10 protein-coding genes and 1 riboswitch are annotated in these 16,125 nt (G+C 61.4%); of the genes, 6 read left to right on the top strand and 4 right to left on the bottom strand.

The features are described 5' to 3' along the window. The first annotated feature begins 250 nt into the window (after nucleotides 1–250). From cysD to cysQ, 3 genes are all read left to right on the top strand, one after another. Entirely contained in the window at nucleotides 251–1,156 is a 906-nt protein-coding gene (gene cysD, locus BR48_RS0103450; RefSeq protein WP_027230029.1) for a sulfate adenylyltransferase subunit CysD, read from the top strand. After that, nucleotides 1,156–3,105: a sulfate adenylyltransferase subunit CysN gene (gene cysN / locus BR48_RS0103445; RefSeq protein WP_036813261.1), complete on the top strand. Its 1,950-nt coding sequence runs from the start codon at nucleotides 1,156–1,158 to the stop codon at nucleotides 3,103–3,105. The genes cysD and cysN overlap by 1 nt, the downstream gene beginning before the upstream one ends. Before the next feature lie 175 nt (nucleotides 3,106–3,280). Beyond that, nucleotides 3,281–4,075 carry a 3'(2'),5'-bisphosphate nucleotidase CysQ gene (gene cysQ, locus BR48_RS0103440; protein ID WP_027230027.1) on the top strand — a complete coding sequence of 265 codons (795 nt, stop codon included), beginning with the start codon at nucleotides 3,281–3,283 and terminating at the stop codon, nucleotides 4,073–4,075. Here cysQ and BR48_RS0103435 read toward each other — a convergent pair. From BR48_RS0103435 to BR48_RS23680, 3 genes are all read right to left on the bottom strand, one after another. Further along, nucleotides 4,072–5,091 carry an iron ABC transporter permease gene (locus BR48_RS0103435; protein ID WP_027230026.1) on the bottom strand — a complete coding sequence of 340 codons (1,020 nt, stop codon included), beginning with the start codon at nucleotides 5,089–5,091 and terminating at the stop codon, nucleotides 4,072–4,074. The genes cysQ and BR48_RS0103435 overlap by 4 nt on opposite strands. A gap of 1,090 nt (nucleotides 5,092–6,181) precedes the next feature. Continuing rightward, nucleotides 6,182–7,129 (bottom strand): ABC transporter substrate-binding protein, encoded by a 948-nt coding sequence (locus tag BR48_RS0103425; protein WP_027230024.1) that lies wholly within the window; start codon nucleotides 7,127–7,129, stop codon nucleotides 6,182–6,184. Continuing rightward, on the bottom strand, nucleotides 7,126–7,929 hold the full coding sequence (locus tag BR48_RS23680; RefSeq protein WP_036813256.1) for an ABC transporter ATP-binding protein: 804 nt from the start codon (nucleotides 7,927–7,929) through the stop codon (nucleotides 7,126–7,128). The genes BR48_RS0103425 and BR48_RS23680 overlap by 4 nt, the downstream gene beginning before the upstream one ends. A gap of 284 nt (nucleotides 7,930–8,213) precedes the next feature. Next, a riboswitch (cobalamin riboswitch) is annotated at nucleotides 8,214–8,428 on the bottom strand. Between the two features lie 154 nt (nucleotides 8,429–8,582). On the opposite strand from BR48_RS23680, the gene BR48_RS0103415 reads away from it, so the two are divergent. The 3 genes from BR48_RS0103415 to BR48_RS0103405 all read left to right on the top strand — a co-directional run bounded on the left by BR48_RS0103415 (nucleotide 8,583) and on the right by BR48_RS0103405 (nucleotide 15,299). After that, nucleotides 8,583–11,921 carry a transglutaminase family protein gene (locus BR48_RS0103415; RefSeq protein ID WP_027230023.1) on the top strand — a complete coding sequence of 1,113 codons (3,339 nt, stop codon included), beginning with the start codon at nucleotides 8,583–8,585 and terminating at the stop codon, nucleotides 11,919–11,921. Nucleotides 11,922–12,012: 91 nt separating this feature from the next. Beyond that, nucleotides 12,013–14,409, top strand: coding sequence for a circularly permuted type 2 ATP-grasp protein (locus BR48_RS0103410; RefSeq protein WP_036813253.1), 2,397 nt, complete (start codon nucleotides 12,013–12,015; stop codon nucleotides 14,407–14,409). 8 nt (nucleotides 14,410–14,417) lie between these two features. Next, nucleotides 14,418–15,299 (top strand): transglutaminase family protein, encoded by an 882-nt coding sequence (locus BR48_RS0103405; RefSeq protein ID WP_027230021.1) that lies wholly within the window; start codon nucleotides 14,418–14,420, stop codon nucleotides 15,297–15,299. Nucleotides 15,300–15,302: 3 nt separating this feature from the next. On the opposite strand, the gene BR48_RS0103400 is transcribed toward BR48_RS0103405, so the two are convergent. Further along, nucleotides 15,303–16,085 carry an MgtC/SapB family protein gene (locus tag BR48_RS0103400; RefSeq protein WP_081815742.1) on the bottom strand — a complete coding sequence of 261 codons (783 nt, stop codon included), beginning with the start codon at nucleotides 16,083–16,085 and terminating at the stop codon, nucleotides 15,303–15,305. Nucleotides 16,086–16,125: the final 40 nt, after the last annotated feature.

The following is a 16,125-nucleotide window of genomic DNA, read 5'->3' as shown; positions in this document are numbered from 1 at the left end:
TTTTCCACGATAGAAGGTTTTTAAAACGGTTGTGGTTGGACGCCACTCGACAGGAGCATGGCGTTCTTAGATTTCCCCTGCAACGGCAATAAATTGGCGTCGATTTTGCGCGAGGCGTGAAACCATCCTTTTCTAAACCGCTGCTGTTCCACTATGTTTGCGGCACGTTCCGGCAGTCGAAGGACGCCGGTGTCCTGGGTGATTTTGCTGGCGCCAATAACGCGCCCGGCACAAGTGGATAGTGATTTTGATGACCAAGAACCTGACGCATCTTCAGCGTCTTGAAGCCGAGGCAATCCACATTTTCCGTGAAGTTGCGGCAACCTTCGCCAAGCCGGTGATGCTCTATTCCATCGGCAAGGATTCGTCCGTCATGCTGCATCTGGCGATGAAGGCGTTCTATCCGGCAAAACCGCCATTTCCGTTTCTCCATGTCGACAGCACGTGGAAATTCAAGGAGATGATCGCGTTTCGCGATTCCGAAGCTAAGCGGCTTGGGTTCGATCTTCTTGTCCACAGCAACCAGGAAGGCATCGAGCAGGGCATCAGCCCCTTCGTTCATGGTTCGAACACGCATACCCACATCATGAAGACGGTGGCGCTGCGCCAGGCACTCGACAAATATGGCTTCGATGCTGCCTTTGGCGGCGCGCGCCGCGACGAAGAGAAGTCCCGCGCCAAGGAACGCATCTTTTCCTTCCGCAATGCCCAGCATTCCTGGGACCCGAAGAACCAGCGTCCGGAAATGTGGAAGATCTACAATACCCGCGTCGCCAAGGGTGAATCGATCCGCGTCTTTCCAATTTCCAATTGGACCGAACTCGACATCTGGCAGTACATTATGCAGGAGGAGATTCCGATCGTTCCCCTGTATTTCGCCGCCAAGCGGCCTATCGTGGAGCGCGAAGGCATGCTGATCATGCGCGATGACGAACGGATGCAGATGCTGCCAGGCGAGGTGCTGCAGGACAAGATGGTTCGGTTCAGGACCCTTGGCTGCTACCCGCTGACCGGCGCTGTTGAATCGAGCGCCACGACGCTTCCGGAGATCGTCGGCGAAATGCTGGTTTCGCGCACGTCGGAGCGGCAGGGCCGCATGATCGACAAGGACGAAGCCGGCTCCATGGAAAAGAAAAAGCGTGAGGGCTATTTCTGATGAGTAAACTAGCCCAGATCGAGTTGTCCGCAGCCGAAGCAGCCGCCGAGGAAATCAACGCCTATATGGCCGAACAGGAAAAGAAGTCGCTCTTGCGCTTCCTGACCTGCGGCTCCGTCGATGACGGCAAGTCGACGCTGATCGGCCGGCTGCTCTACGACACGAAGCTGATCTTCGAGGATCAGCTTGCAGCCCTAACCAACGACAGCCGCAAGCACGGCACGAATGGCGAGGATATCGACTTCGCCTTGCTTGTCGATGGCCTTGAGGCCGAGCGCGAACAGGGCATCACCATCGATGTGGCCTATCGCTTCTTCTCGACGCCGAAACGCAAGTTCATCGTCGCAGATACGCCCGGGCACGAGCAATATACCCGCAACATGGCGACCGGTGCTTCGACAGCGGATCTCGCCATTGTGCTCGTCGATGCGCGGCAAGGCGTGCTGCAGCAGACGCGGCGTCACAGCTTCATCACCTCCCTGCTTGGCATCCGCAATATCGTGCTGGCCGTCAACAAGATCGATCTCGTCGATTACTCCGAGGAGATTTTCGACAGGATCGTCGAGAAATATCAGGCATTTGCGGGCAAGCTTGGATTCAATTCCATACAGTCGATCCCGCTTTCGGCACGCTACGGCGATAATGTCATCGGCGCATCCGATAAGTTACCCTGGTATAAGGGGCCATCGCTGCTTGAACATCTCGAAACCGTGCCGCTTGATCGCACAGCCGAAGAACGCCCTTTCCGGTTTCCGGTCCAATTCGTCAATCGACCCAATCTCGATTTTCGCGGGTTCGCCGGCACTATTGCCTCGGGTTCCGTAGCGCCCGGCGACGAGGTCGTCGTGGCGAAGTCCGGCAAGACATCGCGCGTCAAGCGCATCGTCACCTGGGATGGCGATCTCGATCACGCCGGCGAGGGCGAGGCGGTTACCATCGTGCTGGAAGATGAGGTCGAGGTTTCGCGCGGCAACATGCTGGTTGCGCCGGGCGCGCGCCCTGAAGTCGCGGACCAGTTCGCGGCCCATCTTGTCTGGTTCGCCGAGCATGCGCTCATTCCGGGCCGTTCCTATATCCTGCGCACCGAAACCGATCAGGTCACGGCCACGATCACCGATCTCAAACATCGAATCGATATCAACAGCTTCGCCGAAGTTGCTGCCAAATCGCTCGATTTGAATGAGGTCGGGGTCTGCAATATTTCGACGCAGGAACCGATCGCCTTTGATTCCTACAAGTCGAACCGTTCGACCGGGTCGTTTATCCTCATCGATCGTCTGACCAATGCCACGGTTGGCGCCGGCATGATCGATTTTGCGCTTCGCCGCGCATCGAACGTGCACTGGCAGGCGCTCGACGTCGATAAGGCATCGCATGCGGCACTGAAGGATCAAAAGCCGGCCGTGCTGTGGTTCACCGGGCTCTCCGGTTCGGGCAAATCCACGGTTGCGAACCTTGTCGAAAAGCGTCTCTCATCACTGGGCAAGCACACCTATATCCTTGACGGCGACAATGTCCGCCACGGCCTCAATCGCGATCTCGGTTTCACCGAGGAAGATCGCGTGGAGAATATCCGACGCGTCGGCGAGGTGGCAAAGCTTATGGTGGATGCGGGGCTGATCGTGCTGGTCTCCTTCATTTCGCCCTTCCGCTCCGAGCGGCGCATGGCGCGTGAATTGCTTGGCGACGGCGAGTTCATGGAGATCTTCGTCGATACGCCCTTCGAGGAATGCGCCCGCCGCGATCCGAAGGGTCTTTACGCCAAGGCGCTGCGCGGTGAGATCAAGAACTTCACCGGCGTGGATTCGCCCTATGAAGCGCCGGAGAACCCGGAACTTCATCTGAAAACCGTCGGGCGAACGACGGAAGAGCTTGCCTCTGAGGTCGAAAACCTGCTTGCTGAGCGTGGCATCATCTTTAATTACGACCAGAGTTCGTGGTCCATCTAGATCAAGTCATGCAATTCGCACTTACGTCCCTATGGGTTGCCGCCCATCTCCCCCACAATGGGGGAGGTCGCATAGGCATGTCCGCCGGCACTTCGAATGTCGTTGAACGTGACAGAACCTTCGCATTGGTCCCCCCCCTTGGAAGGGAAATTCCCAAGAGACCAGAGAGCACCGCATGACATTCAACTCTGATCTGCTCACCCTCTTCGAAGAAACCGCGATTGTTGCCGGTCAGGAGATCCTGCGTATCTACGAGGAAGGCTGCGCGGTCGAACTCAAGGACGACAAATCACCCGTGACTGCAGCCGACCACGCCGCCGAGGCGATCATCCTTCAGACGTTGCGGGGTGCGACACCGGGCATACCCATTGTTGCCGAGGAAGAGATCGCAGGCGGCCATATCCCCGGCGATCTCGGCACCCGCTTCTATCTGGTGGATCCGCTCGATGGTACCCGGGAGTTCGTCAGCCGCAATGGCGACTTCACCGTCAACATCGCACTCATCGAAAACGGCGTACCGGTGCTCGGCCTCGTCTACGCTCCCGTGCGCGGCCTGCTCTTCACCGGCGGTCCCGAGAGGGCGCAACAAGTGACGATCGATCGCAACGGCAGCGTGATCGAACGTCAGGCCATTGCCTGCCGTTCGGCTCCCGACGTTCTGGTCGCAGTTGCGAGCCGCTCGCACCGGACGCCGGAAACCGACGCCTATCTCGACCTGTTCGCCATCGCCGATTGCGTTTCGGTTGGTTCATCGCTGAAATTCGGCCTGCTCGCGCGCGGCGAGGCCGACATCTATCCACGGCTGAGCCGCACCATGGAGTGGGATACGGCGGCGGGCGATGCCGTATTGCGCGCCGCCGGCGGCATCACCTTGACGCTCGACGGCCGGCCGCTGACTTACGGGCGGCGCAACCAGGCGCATGATGCGGATTTCGCCAACCCGCATTTCGTGGCTCGGGGCCGGCTTTAGCCTCGCGGTTTTCGCAAGAGCATCGTTACCACGAAGAACGCCCCGACCGAACTCGTCACGATTCCAATCGGCAACTCTTGCGGGGCGAGCAGCAGGCGCGCCGCAACGTCGCTGAGCAGGATCAGGATGGCGCCGAAAATGGCGCTGGCAACGATCAGTCCGGCGTGAAGCTGGCCGGCGAAGCGGCGGGCCATGTGCGGGATCATCAAGCCGACAAATCCGATGACGCCGGCAACCGAGACGAAAATCGCGGTCGAAAAGGCGCATACGATAGAAACGATACTGCGCGTGCGCGCTACACGCACGCCGAGGCTTTCGGCGGTGCTTTCTCCGGCGAGAAACGCATCGAGCCAGCGGTGGTTAAAGAGCGCAAACGCGAGGATCGCGGCAAGGCCGGTGATCGCCAGCGGCAGATTATCCCACCGCGCTAGGCCGAGACCGCCGAGTGTCCAGAACAGCACGGAGTGGGCGGCGCGCTGGTCGCCGAGGAAGACGATATAGTTGGTGAGTGCGGCAAAAAGGAACGAGACGGCAAGACCCGCGAGGATCAGCCGTTCGGGTCCTTGGCCTTCGATGCGCCGAACGAGCACCAGCACCAGCAGGGCCGCGAGCATGCCGCCCGAAAACGCGGCAATCGGCAGGGTCCAGATGCCGAAGCGATCGCCGAAGATGCTGATCACCGAGACGGCACCGGCGGCAGCGCCCGAGGAGAGGCCGAAGAGGAACGGGTCGGCGAGGTCGTTGCGTGTGACGGTCTGCAGCATCGCGCCGATGACGCCAAGGCCCGCACCGACGCAGAGCGCAAGGATGACGCGGGGCAGCCGAAGGTCGATGATGATGCGTTGCACCGGCGCGGCGACAGACGTGTCGCTGAGACCGGCGGCATGGGCAAGCACACGCATGACGTCGCCGAGCGGGATCAGTGTCGAGCCATAGGCAATCGAGGCAAGGGCAAGGGCGAGCATCGCCACGCTTGCGCCGATAAGCATGCGTCGTTGTGCGGGGGCGAAGCTCATTTACCCCCCTCTGGGCTGCCGCCCATCTCCCCCACAAGGGGGGAGAAAAGCCTGCAGTCATCTCGGCGCAATACCCTGCCGGTGGCGACTGAACTAATCGCCGGAAGCCAATCGATCTCCCCCCTTGTGGGGGAGATGCCCGGCAGGGCAGAGGGGGGCGAGTGGATCATTTCGTCAATGATTTTCGAATGCGTTGCCGCCTTTCCCTCCCCCTTGTGGGGAGGGTGGCTGCGCAGCAGCCGGGAGGGGCATGCCTGGGATGCCTCGAAGGGCTTCGCGGTCGCAAGAACCCCGCCCCGGACCTTCGGTCCGACCCTCCCCACAAGGGGGAGGGAAAGGCGCGAACCCGCAGAGGCCAACGCCTCTTTCGAGTAGCGAATGTGCGAAACCGCCAATCGATCTCCCCCCTTGTGGGGGAGATGCCCGGCAGGGCAGAGGGGGGTGAGTGGATCATTTCGTCAATGACTTTCGTATGCATGGCTCCGCCTTTCCCTCCCCCTTGTGGGGAGGGTGGTTGCGTAACAGCCGGGAGGGGCGTGCCTGTGATGCCTCGAAAGGCTTCGCGGTCGCAAGAACCCCGCCCCGGACCTTCGGTCCCACCCTCCCCACAAGGGCGCGAACCCGCAGAGGCCAACGCCTCGTTCGAGTAGCGCGTGTGCGAAGCCGCCAATCGATCTCCCCCTTGTGGGGGAGATGCCCGGCAGATCATTTCGTCAATGACTTTCGTATGCATGGCGCCGCCTTTTCCCTCCCCCTTGTGGGGAGGGTGGCTGCGCAGCAGCCGGGAGGGGCGTGCCTGTGATGAAACAAATAGCTTCGTGGTCGCAAGAACCCCGCCCCGGACCTTCGGTCCGACCCCTCCCCACAAGGGAGAGGGAAAGGCGCCAACCCGCAAAGGCCAACGCTTCGTTCGCGTAGCGAATGTGCGAAATCGCCAATCGGTCTCCCCCCTTGTGGGGGAGATGCCCGGCAGGGCAGAGGGGGGTGAGTGGATCATTTCGTCAATACTTTCAAATGCATTGCCGCCTTTCCCTCCCCCTTGTGGGAGGGTGGCTGCGCAGCAGCCGGGAGGGGCGTTGCTGGTCACCCCTCAAAACGCTTCCGGGTGCATCGCACGAGCGATCTTGCCGATGGCTTCGATATTGGCAGGGCCGGGCGTGATCTCGGCGTAGCGCAGGGCGACGAAGCGTTCGTTCTTCACCGCATCCGTCTCCTTCATCGCCGGGTGTGATTTGAGGAAGTTCAAAAGCTTCTGATAGCCGGCATCATCCTGATAATCGAGAAGGACGAGGAATTGCGGGTTGCGCGCGGCGACCGTTTCCCATGACGTCGTGCCCCAGCTCGTCTCCATGTCGTCCATGATGTTGACGCCGCCGGATTCGCGGATCAATGCCGACGGCATGGCGAACTTGCCGGCCGTGAACGGCTTGTCCTCACCGGAGTCATAGAGGAAGACGCGCGTATCGCCGTTGCCGCCGATCTTGCCCTTGATCGCGGCAAGCTCCGCCTTCCAGCCAGACACCAGCTTGTCGGCCTCGGCGTCCCTGCCGAAAATCTTGCCGAGCTTTTCAATGTCGCCATAGAGCAAATCCATCGAGGCTGCGGGACGGTTCTTGTCGAGATGAACGCAGCTCTCCGTCAGGACAAGCGTCTTGATGCCGTAGGGGGCGAGCGTGTCCGGCGTAACGTCGCCGCCCGGCTTCATGCCGTAGTACCAGCCGGCAAAGAAGAAATCGGGATTGGCGGCGACGAGGTTCTCGATGGTCGGATATTTAGGTGCAAGCTCGGGGATCGATCCTTGCTGGTTCTTGAACGCCTCATCGAGCTTGTACCAGCCGGAGATGCCGGTCACGCCGACAATCGAGGGCTGGAGGCCGAGCGCAAAAGCCATCTCGCTCATGTTGATATCCTGGATGACGGCGCGATTCGGCGCTGCGTCGAAGGTCAGCGGCGTGCCGCAATTGTCGACAGTGACCGGAAAGGCATATGCCGGCGCCGATAGCAGCGTGAGCGCGAGTGCGATGAGGGCTTTTTTCATGGGAGTCTCCGTGACTGATCAGATGGAACCGGGCGGGGAACGTCGAACACCATGAGCTCGCGGTCCTGATGCGGGTGGCGCAGGCGCAGGACGTCGAGGTCGAACACGTCGCTGACGATGCGCGGGGTCAATGTCTCGTTGGGTGTGCCGGCGGCGACGATCTTGCCAGCGTGCATGACGGCGACATGGCTGGCGAACGGCGCGACGAGCGGCAGGTCGTGCAGGACGGCGACGGTGGTGATGCCTAGCCCGGAAACGAGCGAAAGCAGGGCGCTGCGTGCCTTCGGATCGAGGTGATTGGTCGGCTCGTCGAGAAACAGGATCGCCGGTTGCTGGGCGAGAGCGCGCGCCAGCTGCAGCCTCTGCCGCTCGCCGCCGGACAGCGAACCAACCGTCCGCGCCGCAAACGACGCGACGCCGGCACGGTCCATGGCTTCCCCAACAATCTCGCGGTCCGTCGCGGCGCTGTAGAGTCCGCCATGTGGGATACGGCCAAGCGCCACGTAGTCGATGGCGCGCAACTGGCGGTCCGGCGTATCCGCCTGGCCGACGAAGGCAAAACGGCGCGCTCGATCCAGCGGGGTCAAGCGGCTAATATTCTCGCCTTCAATATGAATTGCTCCGCTTGTTGGCGCCGCAAGCCCTGCCAGCATCCGCAGCAGCGTCGACTTGCCGGCGCCGTTCGGACCGATGATGGCGAGCCGCGATCCGCGCGCAATTTGCAGCGATGCAGCCTCGACCAGGCACTTGCCGCCGATTCGATAGCTGACCATGTCGGCGCTGAGAAGGATGGAACTCATGGCTGGCGTTTTCCGGCAATCGAAGATCCTCGCACGTTGGAAACTTCGATCAACTGATGTAATGTTATATCGTATGATAGCAATCGCGGAGCAATGTCAACCGGCAGGATCCAGCCAGGGTGCGGGCACAGGCGATGATTATGATTAGGGTCGATGTGCATACCTGTCCTTCATGAGGACAGGAACAGGGAACGTGGATATTCCAATCACGGGACGCCTCAGCAGTTGCTCAAGGTCATCCGTAAACGGCAACATCGCATCGCTCCCGGTACACCCCGTCCGGTTCGAATCATTTGCTTGATGGCAGGTCTCCTGGCTCGCGGGTCTCAGCTTTGCCCGGCCTTCCCGATCGTTCGATCAGTGGCATCGTCAGGCAACGCTCGCCGCTTACAGTTGCGGGGGCAGCCACGGTCTCGATCCCTATTGGGTACGCCTCACCGTGTTCCCTTTTCATCTCCGGTGTTGTCATCCCGGAGAAACCATCGGCGCGGATGCTATGCGGGGATTTCTCCGCTGGCAAGCACGTTTATACGGCAAAATTCTCAAGTGCTAAAATAATTGGCAACGGCACATTTTAGGACGTGCCCTATGAAAGAGAGTAGTTTAGGTTTCAGTTTGTTTCGCGCGATGCGCGGCTAGTTATTTGAGGCGATATGGCAATTCACGCTGCGGTCTACCATCTGACGCACTATAAATATGACCGTCCGATCATGCTCGGACCTCAGGTCATTCGCCTGCAGCCTGCGCCGCATTCGCGTACGAAGGTTCTCAGCCACTCCCTGAAAGTCAGCCCTTCCAATCACTTCGTCAACCTGCAGCAGGATCCCTACGGGAATTTTCTCGCCCGCTTTGTGTTTCCCGAGCCTGTGACCGAACTGAAGATCGAGGTCGACCTCGTTGCGGACATGACGGTCTACAATCCCTTCGATTTCTTCGTCGAGCCGATCGCAGAGACGTGGCCCTTCGCCTATCCTGAGGATATCCGGGACGACCTCTCGATCTATCTGAAGCCGGAGCCAACGGGTCCGCTGCTGAGCGCGTTTCTTGCAACGATCGACCGCAACCCGACCAATACGGTGAATTTCGTCGTCGACCTCAATGCACGTATCCAGCGCGAGGTTGGCTATGTCATCCGCATGGAAACCGGCGTTCAGGAGCCCGATACGACGCTCGGCGTCGCGACCGGTTCCTGCCGCGATTCGAGCTGGCTGCTCGTACAGGTCCTGCGCCATCTCGGCATCGCGGCCCGGTTCGTCTCCGGCTATCTGATCCAGTTGAAACCCGATCTCGTCGCCCTCGATGGCCCGGCGGGGACGAACAAGGATTTCACCGACCTTCACGCGTGGTGCGAGGTTTATCTGCCGGGCGCGGGCTGGATCGGACTTGATCCGACCTCGGGTCTTCTGACCGGCGAAAGCCATGTTCCGCTCGCCGCAACGCCGCACTACAGGAATGCCGCCCCGATTTCCGGCATGGCCGAACCCGCCAATGTCGAGTTCAATTTCGACATGCATGTGACACGGGTCTCCGAACATCCGCGCATAACCAAACCGTTCTCGGACGAATCCTGGGCAGCGCTTGATGCTTTGGGCGACAAGGTCGATGCGATGCTGCAGCAGCGCGACGTGCGGCTGACCATGGGCGGTGAGCCCACCTTCGTGTCGATCGACGATTTCGAATCCGGCGAGTGGAACACCGATGCGGTCGGCCCGACCAAGCGCGAAAAGGCCGACATGCTGATCCGCCGACTGCGCGATCGCTTTGCGCCCGGCGGCTTCCTGCATTATGGGCAGGGCAAATGGTATCCGGGCGAAAGCCTGCCGCGCTGGACGTTCTCGCTCTACTGGCGCAAGGACGGCAAGCCGATCTGGGTCGATCCGAACCTCATCGCTGCCGAAAACAGCAAGGGCGAGATCAAGCCGGCGGACGCCGAAAAGCTCTTGACCGGCATGGCGAATGTTCTCGGCGTCGAAACGGAGATGGTCGCGCCGGCCTATGAGGATCCGGCCGAGTGGCTGGTCAAGGAAGGCAACCTGCCGGCCAATGTCGATCCCTCCAATTCGAAACTCAAAGACCCGGAAGAGCGCAGCCGCATGTCCCGCGTCTTCGAACGTGGCCTGACTGAACCGACGGGTTATGTGCTTCCGGTACAGCGCTGGAACAGCCAGGCTGTTGCCGGCCCGCGCTGGCGCAGCGAAAAGTGGACGACACGCCGTGGCAGGCTCTTTCTGGTGCCAGGGGATTCGCCAGTCGGATACCGCCTGCCGCTCGGAGCGCTGCCGCATGTCCCGCCTTCGGAATATCCCTATATCGTGCCCGTGGACCCCTCCGTGGAACGCGGACCGCTTGCCGACTCGATTGCTCAGGCAGATCCGGCGGCCCGGGACACGCCGCAGGCTGTTGCCTCCTTTACAGCCGCCGAAGGCGGGCAGCAGGAGCGAGTGGAACAGGAACTCGGCGATATTGGGGGTGCGGTGCGCACCGCGATCTCGGTTGAGCCGCGCGAGGGCCGCCTCAGCGTATTCATGCCGCCGGTTGAAGCGCTGGAGGACTATCTCGAACTTGTCGGCGCCGCCGAGGCTGCCGCGGCGAAGCTCGGACTGCCGGTTCATATCGAGGGCTACAGTCCGCCGCAGGACCCGCGCATCAACGTCATTCGCGTAGCGCCGGACCCGGGTGTCATCGAGGTCAACGTCCATCCTGCCGCCAACTGGCGTGAGTGCGTCGAAACGACAACGGCGATCTATGAGGAAGCGCGCCAGTCGCGCCTCGGCGCCGACAAATTCATGGTCGACGGCAGGCACACCGGCACGGGCGGCGGCAATCATGTCGTTGTCGGCGGCGAAACGCCAAATGACAGCCCGTTCCTGCGGCGGCCGGATCTCTTGAAGAGCCTTGTTCTTCACTGGCAGCGGCATCCATCCTTGTCCTACCTGTTTTCCGGCCTCTTTATCGGCCCGACAAGCCAGGCCCCGCGCATCGACGAGGCGCGCCATGACAGTCTCTATGAGCTCGAAATCGCCATGGCGCAGGTGCCGATGCCGGGTCGCGGCGCACCGCCTCTGCCCTGGCTGGTCGACCGGCTTTTCCGCAACCTTTTGATCGACGTCACTGGAAACACCCACCGGGCGGAAATCTGCATAGACAAGCTGTTCTCGCCCGACGGACCAACGGGACGGCTTGGCCTCGTCGAGTTCCGCGGCTTTGAAATGCCGCCCAATGCCCGCATGAGCCTCGCGCAGCAATTGCTGGTTCGGGCGCTGGTCGCACGCTTCTGGAACAAGCCCATCGAGGGCGGGTTCGTGCGCTGGGGCACGTCGCTCCACGATCGCTTCATGCTGCCTGCCTTTGTCTGGGCGGATTTTCTAGATGTTCTCGCCGATCTGCGCGAAAACGGCTTCGAGTTCCGGCCGGAATGGTTCGAGGCACAGCTCGAATTCCGCTTTCCGTTCTGCGGCGAGATCGAACGCGAGGGCGTCAAGCTGGAACTGCGCCAGGCGCTGGAACCGTGGCATGTCATGGGCGAGCAGGGCGCCATCGGCGGGACGGTGCGCTTCGTCGACAGTTCGGTCGAGCGCCTGCAAGTGAAGATGGAGAACTTCAATCCTGCGCGCCACAGCGTTGCCTGCAACGGGCGCGAAGTCCCGCTGCGGATGACCGAAACGCAGGGTACAGCCGTCGCAGGCGTGCGCTACAAGGCGTGGCAGCCGCGCAGCGGGCTGCATCCGATGATCCCGGTCAATACGCCGCTTGTCTTCGATATTTACGATCAATGGTCGGGCAGGGCGATCGGCGGCTGCGTCTATCATGTCGCACATCCGGGTGGGCGCAGCTATGATACGTTTCCAGTCAATTCGAACGAAGCGGAGGCGCGCCGCCTTGCGAGGTTCGAAGCGCGGGGACACACGGCGGGGGCCTATGAACTCAGGAAGGAGCAACCTTCCGGCGAGTTTCCGATGACCCTCGACCTCAGGCGGCCACGGCCAAGTTGATGCGACGAATGCGAGATCGGATGGGTCTGAGTTTTACCCCGGCTCTGTCTAGCCAGATGCCCCGCCACCGCGGCCCGAGGGGTGTGCAACCATGCCATCGCCCGTGAGAGCGCCAAATGTGTCAGGGCTGCTCGCGGGTTATCAACCGCTGCCCAATGTTGCCGACGAGATGATCGACCCCTCCGGCGCAGTGCGTCCGGGTTGGGAATCCCTGCTTCGGAGGCTCGATCAAATCGGTCCTGAAAAGCTCGCGACCCGCTTTGCCAAGGCCAGCCAATATCTGCACGATGCGGGCGTTTATTACCGGGTCTACGATGAAACCGGCACGCAGGAACGAGAATGGCCGCTGGCGCATATCCCGCTTCTGATTGACGAGCATGACTGGCAGTCGATCACGCGCGGTCTTGCCGAGCGTGCGGATCTCCTGGAAGACATCGTCGCCGACATTTATGGCGAGAACCGGCTGATCGGCGAGGGCGTGCTGCCGCCCGATCTTATTGCTTCGAATTCCGAATATTTGCATGCAGTGGCAGGCGTGAAGCCGGCGAGCGGGCATTTCCTGCATTTTTGCGCCTTCGAACTCGGCCGGGCGCCCAACGGCAGGTGGTGGGTTCTCGGCGACCGCACGCAAGCGCCGTCGGGTGCGGGTTTTGCCCTTGAAAACCGCGTCGCAAGTACGAGGGCTCTCGCGGATGTTTCCGCGTCCATGAACGTTCACCGGCTTGCCGGATTCTTCAAGGAGTTTCGCGATTCGCTGCAGGCGCAGGTCAAGAACCCGCAGGGACGTGCAGCAATTCTCACGCCCGGGCCCAACAACGAAACCTATTTTGAACACGCCTATATCGCGCGCTATCTCGGCTTCATGCTGCTGGAGGGTGATGATCTCACCGTCAGCAAGGGCAAGGTCATGGTGCGCACCGTTTCGGGCCTCAAGCCCGTGGATGTGCTGTGGCGACGCATGGACGCCGCCTATATGGATCCGCTTGAACTGAAGGCAGATTCCTGGATCGGCACCCCCGGCATGGTGGGGGCCCTCCGGCAACGTTCTGTCTCCCTCGTCAACGCACTTGGCTCCGGCATTCTGGAGACGCGCGCCTTGCTGGCGTTTCTCCCGGCCATTTCCAACGCGATGCATGGGCGCGACCTTGCACTGCCCAGCATCGCCACATGGTGGTGCGGCCAGGACAAGGAGCGCCGGCACGTCATGGACCACCTTGACCAGATGATGGTCGGGCCGGCGATGTCGAGACAGTTGCCGTTCGAGGATATGGGCGCGACCGCGCTCGGCGCCGGCCTTGACGATGGCGCACGTAGCGAACTGCTTTTACGGCTGAAGGATGACGGGCGCAGCCTTGTCGGGCAGGAGGCGGTCAAGCTTTCGACGACGCCGGTCTATGTCGACGGCAAGCTGGAACCGCGCCCCTTCGTATTGCGGGTCTTCGCCGCGCGGACGAAGCATGGCTGGAGCTTTCTGCCCGGTGGCTTTGCGCGCGTGGGCCTTACCCTCGACACTGCTGCGATCGCCATGCAGCGTGGCGGGCAGGCCGCCGACGTGTGGATCACGAGCAGCGGACCGGTCGGCAAGGACACGCTGCTGCCGCGCGAGGACGACGCTTTCCGGCGCAACGTGCCGGGCACGCTCCCGAGCCGTGCCGCTGAAAATTTGATGTGGATGGGACGCTATATCGAGCGGGCGGAAGGAACCGCGCGCATCCTCCGGGCCTGCCACGCGCGTCATGCGGAGGCGGCCAACAGGGAACTCCCGCTGCTCGCAGAAATGCGCGCCTATCTGAAGCCTCTCGGCGTCGATCTCGACAGCGCCATTCCCAAGGGCCTCTCGCGCTCGATCGACGGAGCAATGCTCAGCGCCAGCCGTATTCGCGATCGCTTTTCGCCGGATGGCTGGCTGGCGTTGCGGGATCTTTCGAAGACGATCCATCGTTTTCATGATGTGGTGGCTGCGGGCGACGACACAACCCGGGCAATGACCATCGTTCTGCGCAAGCTTGCCGGCTTTTCCGGCCTCGTGCACGAGAACATGTACCGGTTCACCGGCTGGCGCTTCCTCGAAATCGGACGCCGCATCGAGCGTAGCATCGGCATGGCGCGCATCCTGGCAACGCTATCGCGTCCGGACGCAGCGGATGGGGCGCTCGAAATGCTGCTGGAGATCGGCGACAGCGTCATGACCCACCGGCGCCAATATAGCGTCTATTCCGGACGCCTCAGCGTGCTCGATCTTCTGGCGCTCGATCCGCTCAACCCGCGCTCCATTCTTTTCCAGCTGGAGGCCCTGAAGACGGAGTTCGGGCTTCTGCCGGCGCGCGATTCGAGCACTGAGATGCCGGTACTTATGAAGAAGGTGTTTCGGCTCCACACCGACCTTGCCATTATGGAAGCGTCGGAGCTCACGCCGGACAAGCTCCATGGACTTGCCTATGAAATCGGAGTGCTCTCCGATACGATCTCCGACACCTATTTCGCCTGAGGCGACCGATGCTCTACAATATCCGCCTGCACCTACACTATGATTACGAGCGCTCCGCCGCCGGCGGGCGTCACCATATTCGCGTCATGCCGCAGACGATGCCGGGCATCCAGCGGGTGATCGCCTCAAGCCTGTCCTTCGACCCGTCTGCAGCCGAGCGATCCGAGTTTACCGATTTCTTCGCCAACACCGTAACATCGATAGCCTACCGCAATCCGCACGAGACGCTCGATGTGACGATGACGGCGCGGGTAAATGTCACGCGCCCGCCGACAATGCTCGATGTCTCGCCGGACATGGCTGGCCTTCAGAAGGAAATACGCAGTGTTCGGTCGATAGCAGCGGACGCACCGCATCACTTTCTGAACTCGACCGATTATGCCGCAATCGATCCGCAGATCACCGCCTATGCGGCGGAGAGCCTTGCCCAGGCGCGCACGGTGATGGAGGTCGTGAACAGCCTGAACCACCGCATTTACAAGGACTTCACCTATGACGGCGAGGCGACCGACGTTCGCACGTCGGCGCGGCAGGCATTCGACCTCAAGGCTGGGGTCTGCCAGGATTTCAGCCATGTGATGATCGCCGGATTGCGCGGACTCGGCATCCCGGCCGGCTATGTCAGCGGTTTCTTGCGCACGATACCGGCACCGGGCGAGGAGCGGCTCGAGGGCGCCGACGCGATGCACGCTTGGGTACGGGCCTGGTGCGGCCGCGAAGCCGGCTGGCAGGAGTTCGACCCGACCAACAACATGGTTGCCGGCAATGACCACATCACCATCGGCTATGGTCGCGACTACGCCGATGTGTCGCCGATCGTTGGCATCTTGAAGACAAGCGGTTCGCAGGAAGGCAAGCAGTCCGTCGATGTCATCCCGCTTGAGCCCTAGCGCTCAGCCGCGATCGGAGTCGAGGATCGTGTCGAACAGTTCGATCGTGTACTTTTTCTCGACGAACTCGATCAGATCGAGCGGCGGCCCGGCTATCTCCGGCCTATGCCAGCGCACCTCATAGGTAACCGTCACGTGGTTACTGTCAGGCCGGCGATATTGTTTCATGAAGCGCGTCCGATAGCCGATGGAAGCGAGTTCCTGCTCGAATGCGCGCGACGTTTCGCTGTCCTCGCGCACGATCGTAAGAAACGCCTTTCGCTCACGGGAAATCCGGATATCGATAAGTTTCATCGCCCAAAGGATCAAATAGACGAGGGCGGTCGCAACGCATGCCAGTTCGATGAGGCCGCTGCCGAAAGCAAGTCCGATCGCCGTCATGATCCACAACGTCGCCGCCGTCGTCACCCCGCTGACGAGGTCGCCGCGCTTGAAGATCGCGCCGCCGCCGATGAAGCCGACGCCGGTGAGTATCCCGAGCGGCAAGCGCATCACGTCGATATTGACGAAGGAATCAGGCGGTTTGCCGACTGTTGTCAGAAGCAGGTTGGCCTGGATCATCGCGATGCAGGCGGCAAGGCCCACCAGGAGCGTCGTCCGCAGGCCGGCAGCGTGCCCACTCGCCTCCCGGTTGAACCCGATGATCGCACCCGCCACGACGGTCAGGCCGAGGCGAATGGCGATGTCTTCCCATGTCAGATAAAGGTCCACCGTTGCACCTTGAGGCTTGTTTCTCGCCACGGATAGGGGGACGTCAGCGCCATGAACCCTGTCCACCACCGTCATTCTTGGCCTATGTCCCGATGACCCACAGGTAGGTGTGGCA

The sequence above is a fragment of the Phyllobacterium sp. UNC302MFCol5.2 genome (assembly GCF_000686005.1).
Lineage (GTDB): Bacteria > Pseudomonadota > Alphaproteobacteria > Rhizobiales > Rhizobiaceae > Phyllobacterium > Phyllobacterium pellucidum.
This window is presented reverse-complemented; position numbering and strand designations above follow the sequence as displayed.

Bases quoted from the DNA above. Each gene is read 5' to 3' on its own strand.
- BR48_RS0103425 (WP_027230024.1), bottom strand. From the start codon at position 7,129: ATGAAAAAAGCCCTCATCGCACTCGCGCTCACGCTGCTATCGGCGCCG.
- cysQ (WP_027230027.1), top strand. From the start codon at position 3,281: ATGACATTCAACTCTGATCTGCTCACCCTCTTCGAAGAAACCGCGATT.
- BR48_RS23680 (WP_036813256.1), bottom strand. From the start codon at position 7,929: ATGAGTTCCATCCTTCTCAGCGCCGACATGGTCAGCTATCGAATCGGC.
- BR48_RS0103435 (WP_027230026.1), bottom strand. From the start codon at position 5,091: ATGAGCTTCGCCCCCGCACAACGACGCATGCTTATCGGCGCAAGCGTG.
- BR48_RS0103415 (WP_027230023.1), top strand. From the start codon at position 8,583: ATGGCAATTCACGCTGCGGTCTACCATCTGACGCACTATAAATATGAC.
- BR48_RS0103410 (WP_036813253.1), top strand. From the start codon at position 12,013: ATGCCATCGCCCGTGAGAGCGCCAAATGTGTCAGGGCTGCTCGCGGGT.
- BR48_RS0103405 (WP_027230021.1), top strand. From the start codon at position 14,418: ATGCTCTACAATATCCGCCTGCACCTACACTATGATTACGAGCGCTCC.
- cysN (WP_036813261.1), top strand. From the start codon at position 1,156: ATGAGTAAACTAGCCCAGATCGAGTTGTCCGCAGCCGAAGCAGCCGCC.
- BR48_RS0103400 (WP_081815742.1), bottom strand. From the start codon at position 16,085: ATGACGGTGGTGGACAGGGTTCATGGCGCTGACGTCCCCCTATCCGTG.
- cysD (WP_027230029.1), top strand. From the start codon at position 251: ATGACCAAGAACCTGACGCATCTTCAGCGTCTTGAAGCCGAGGCAATC.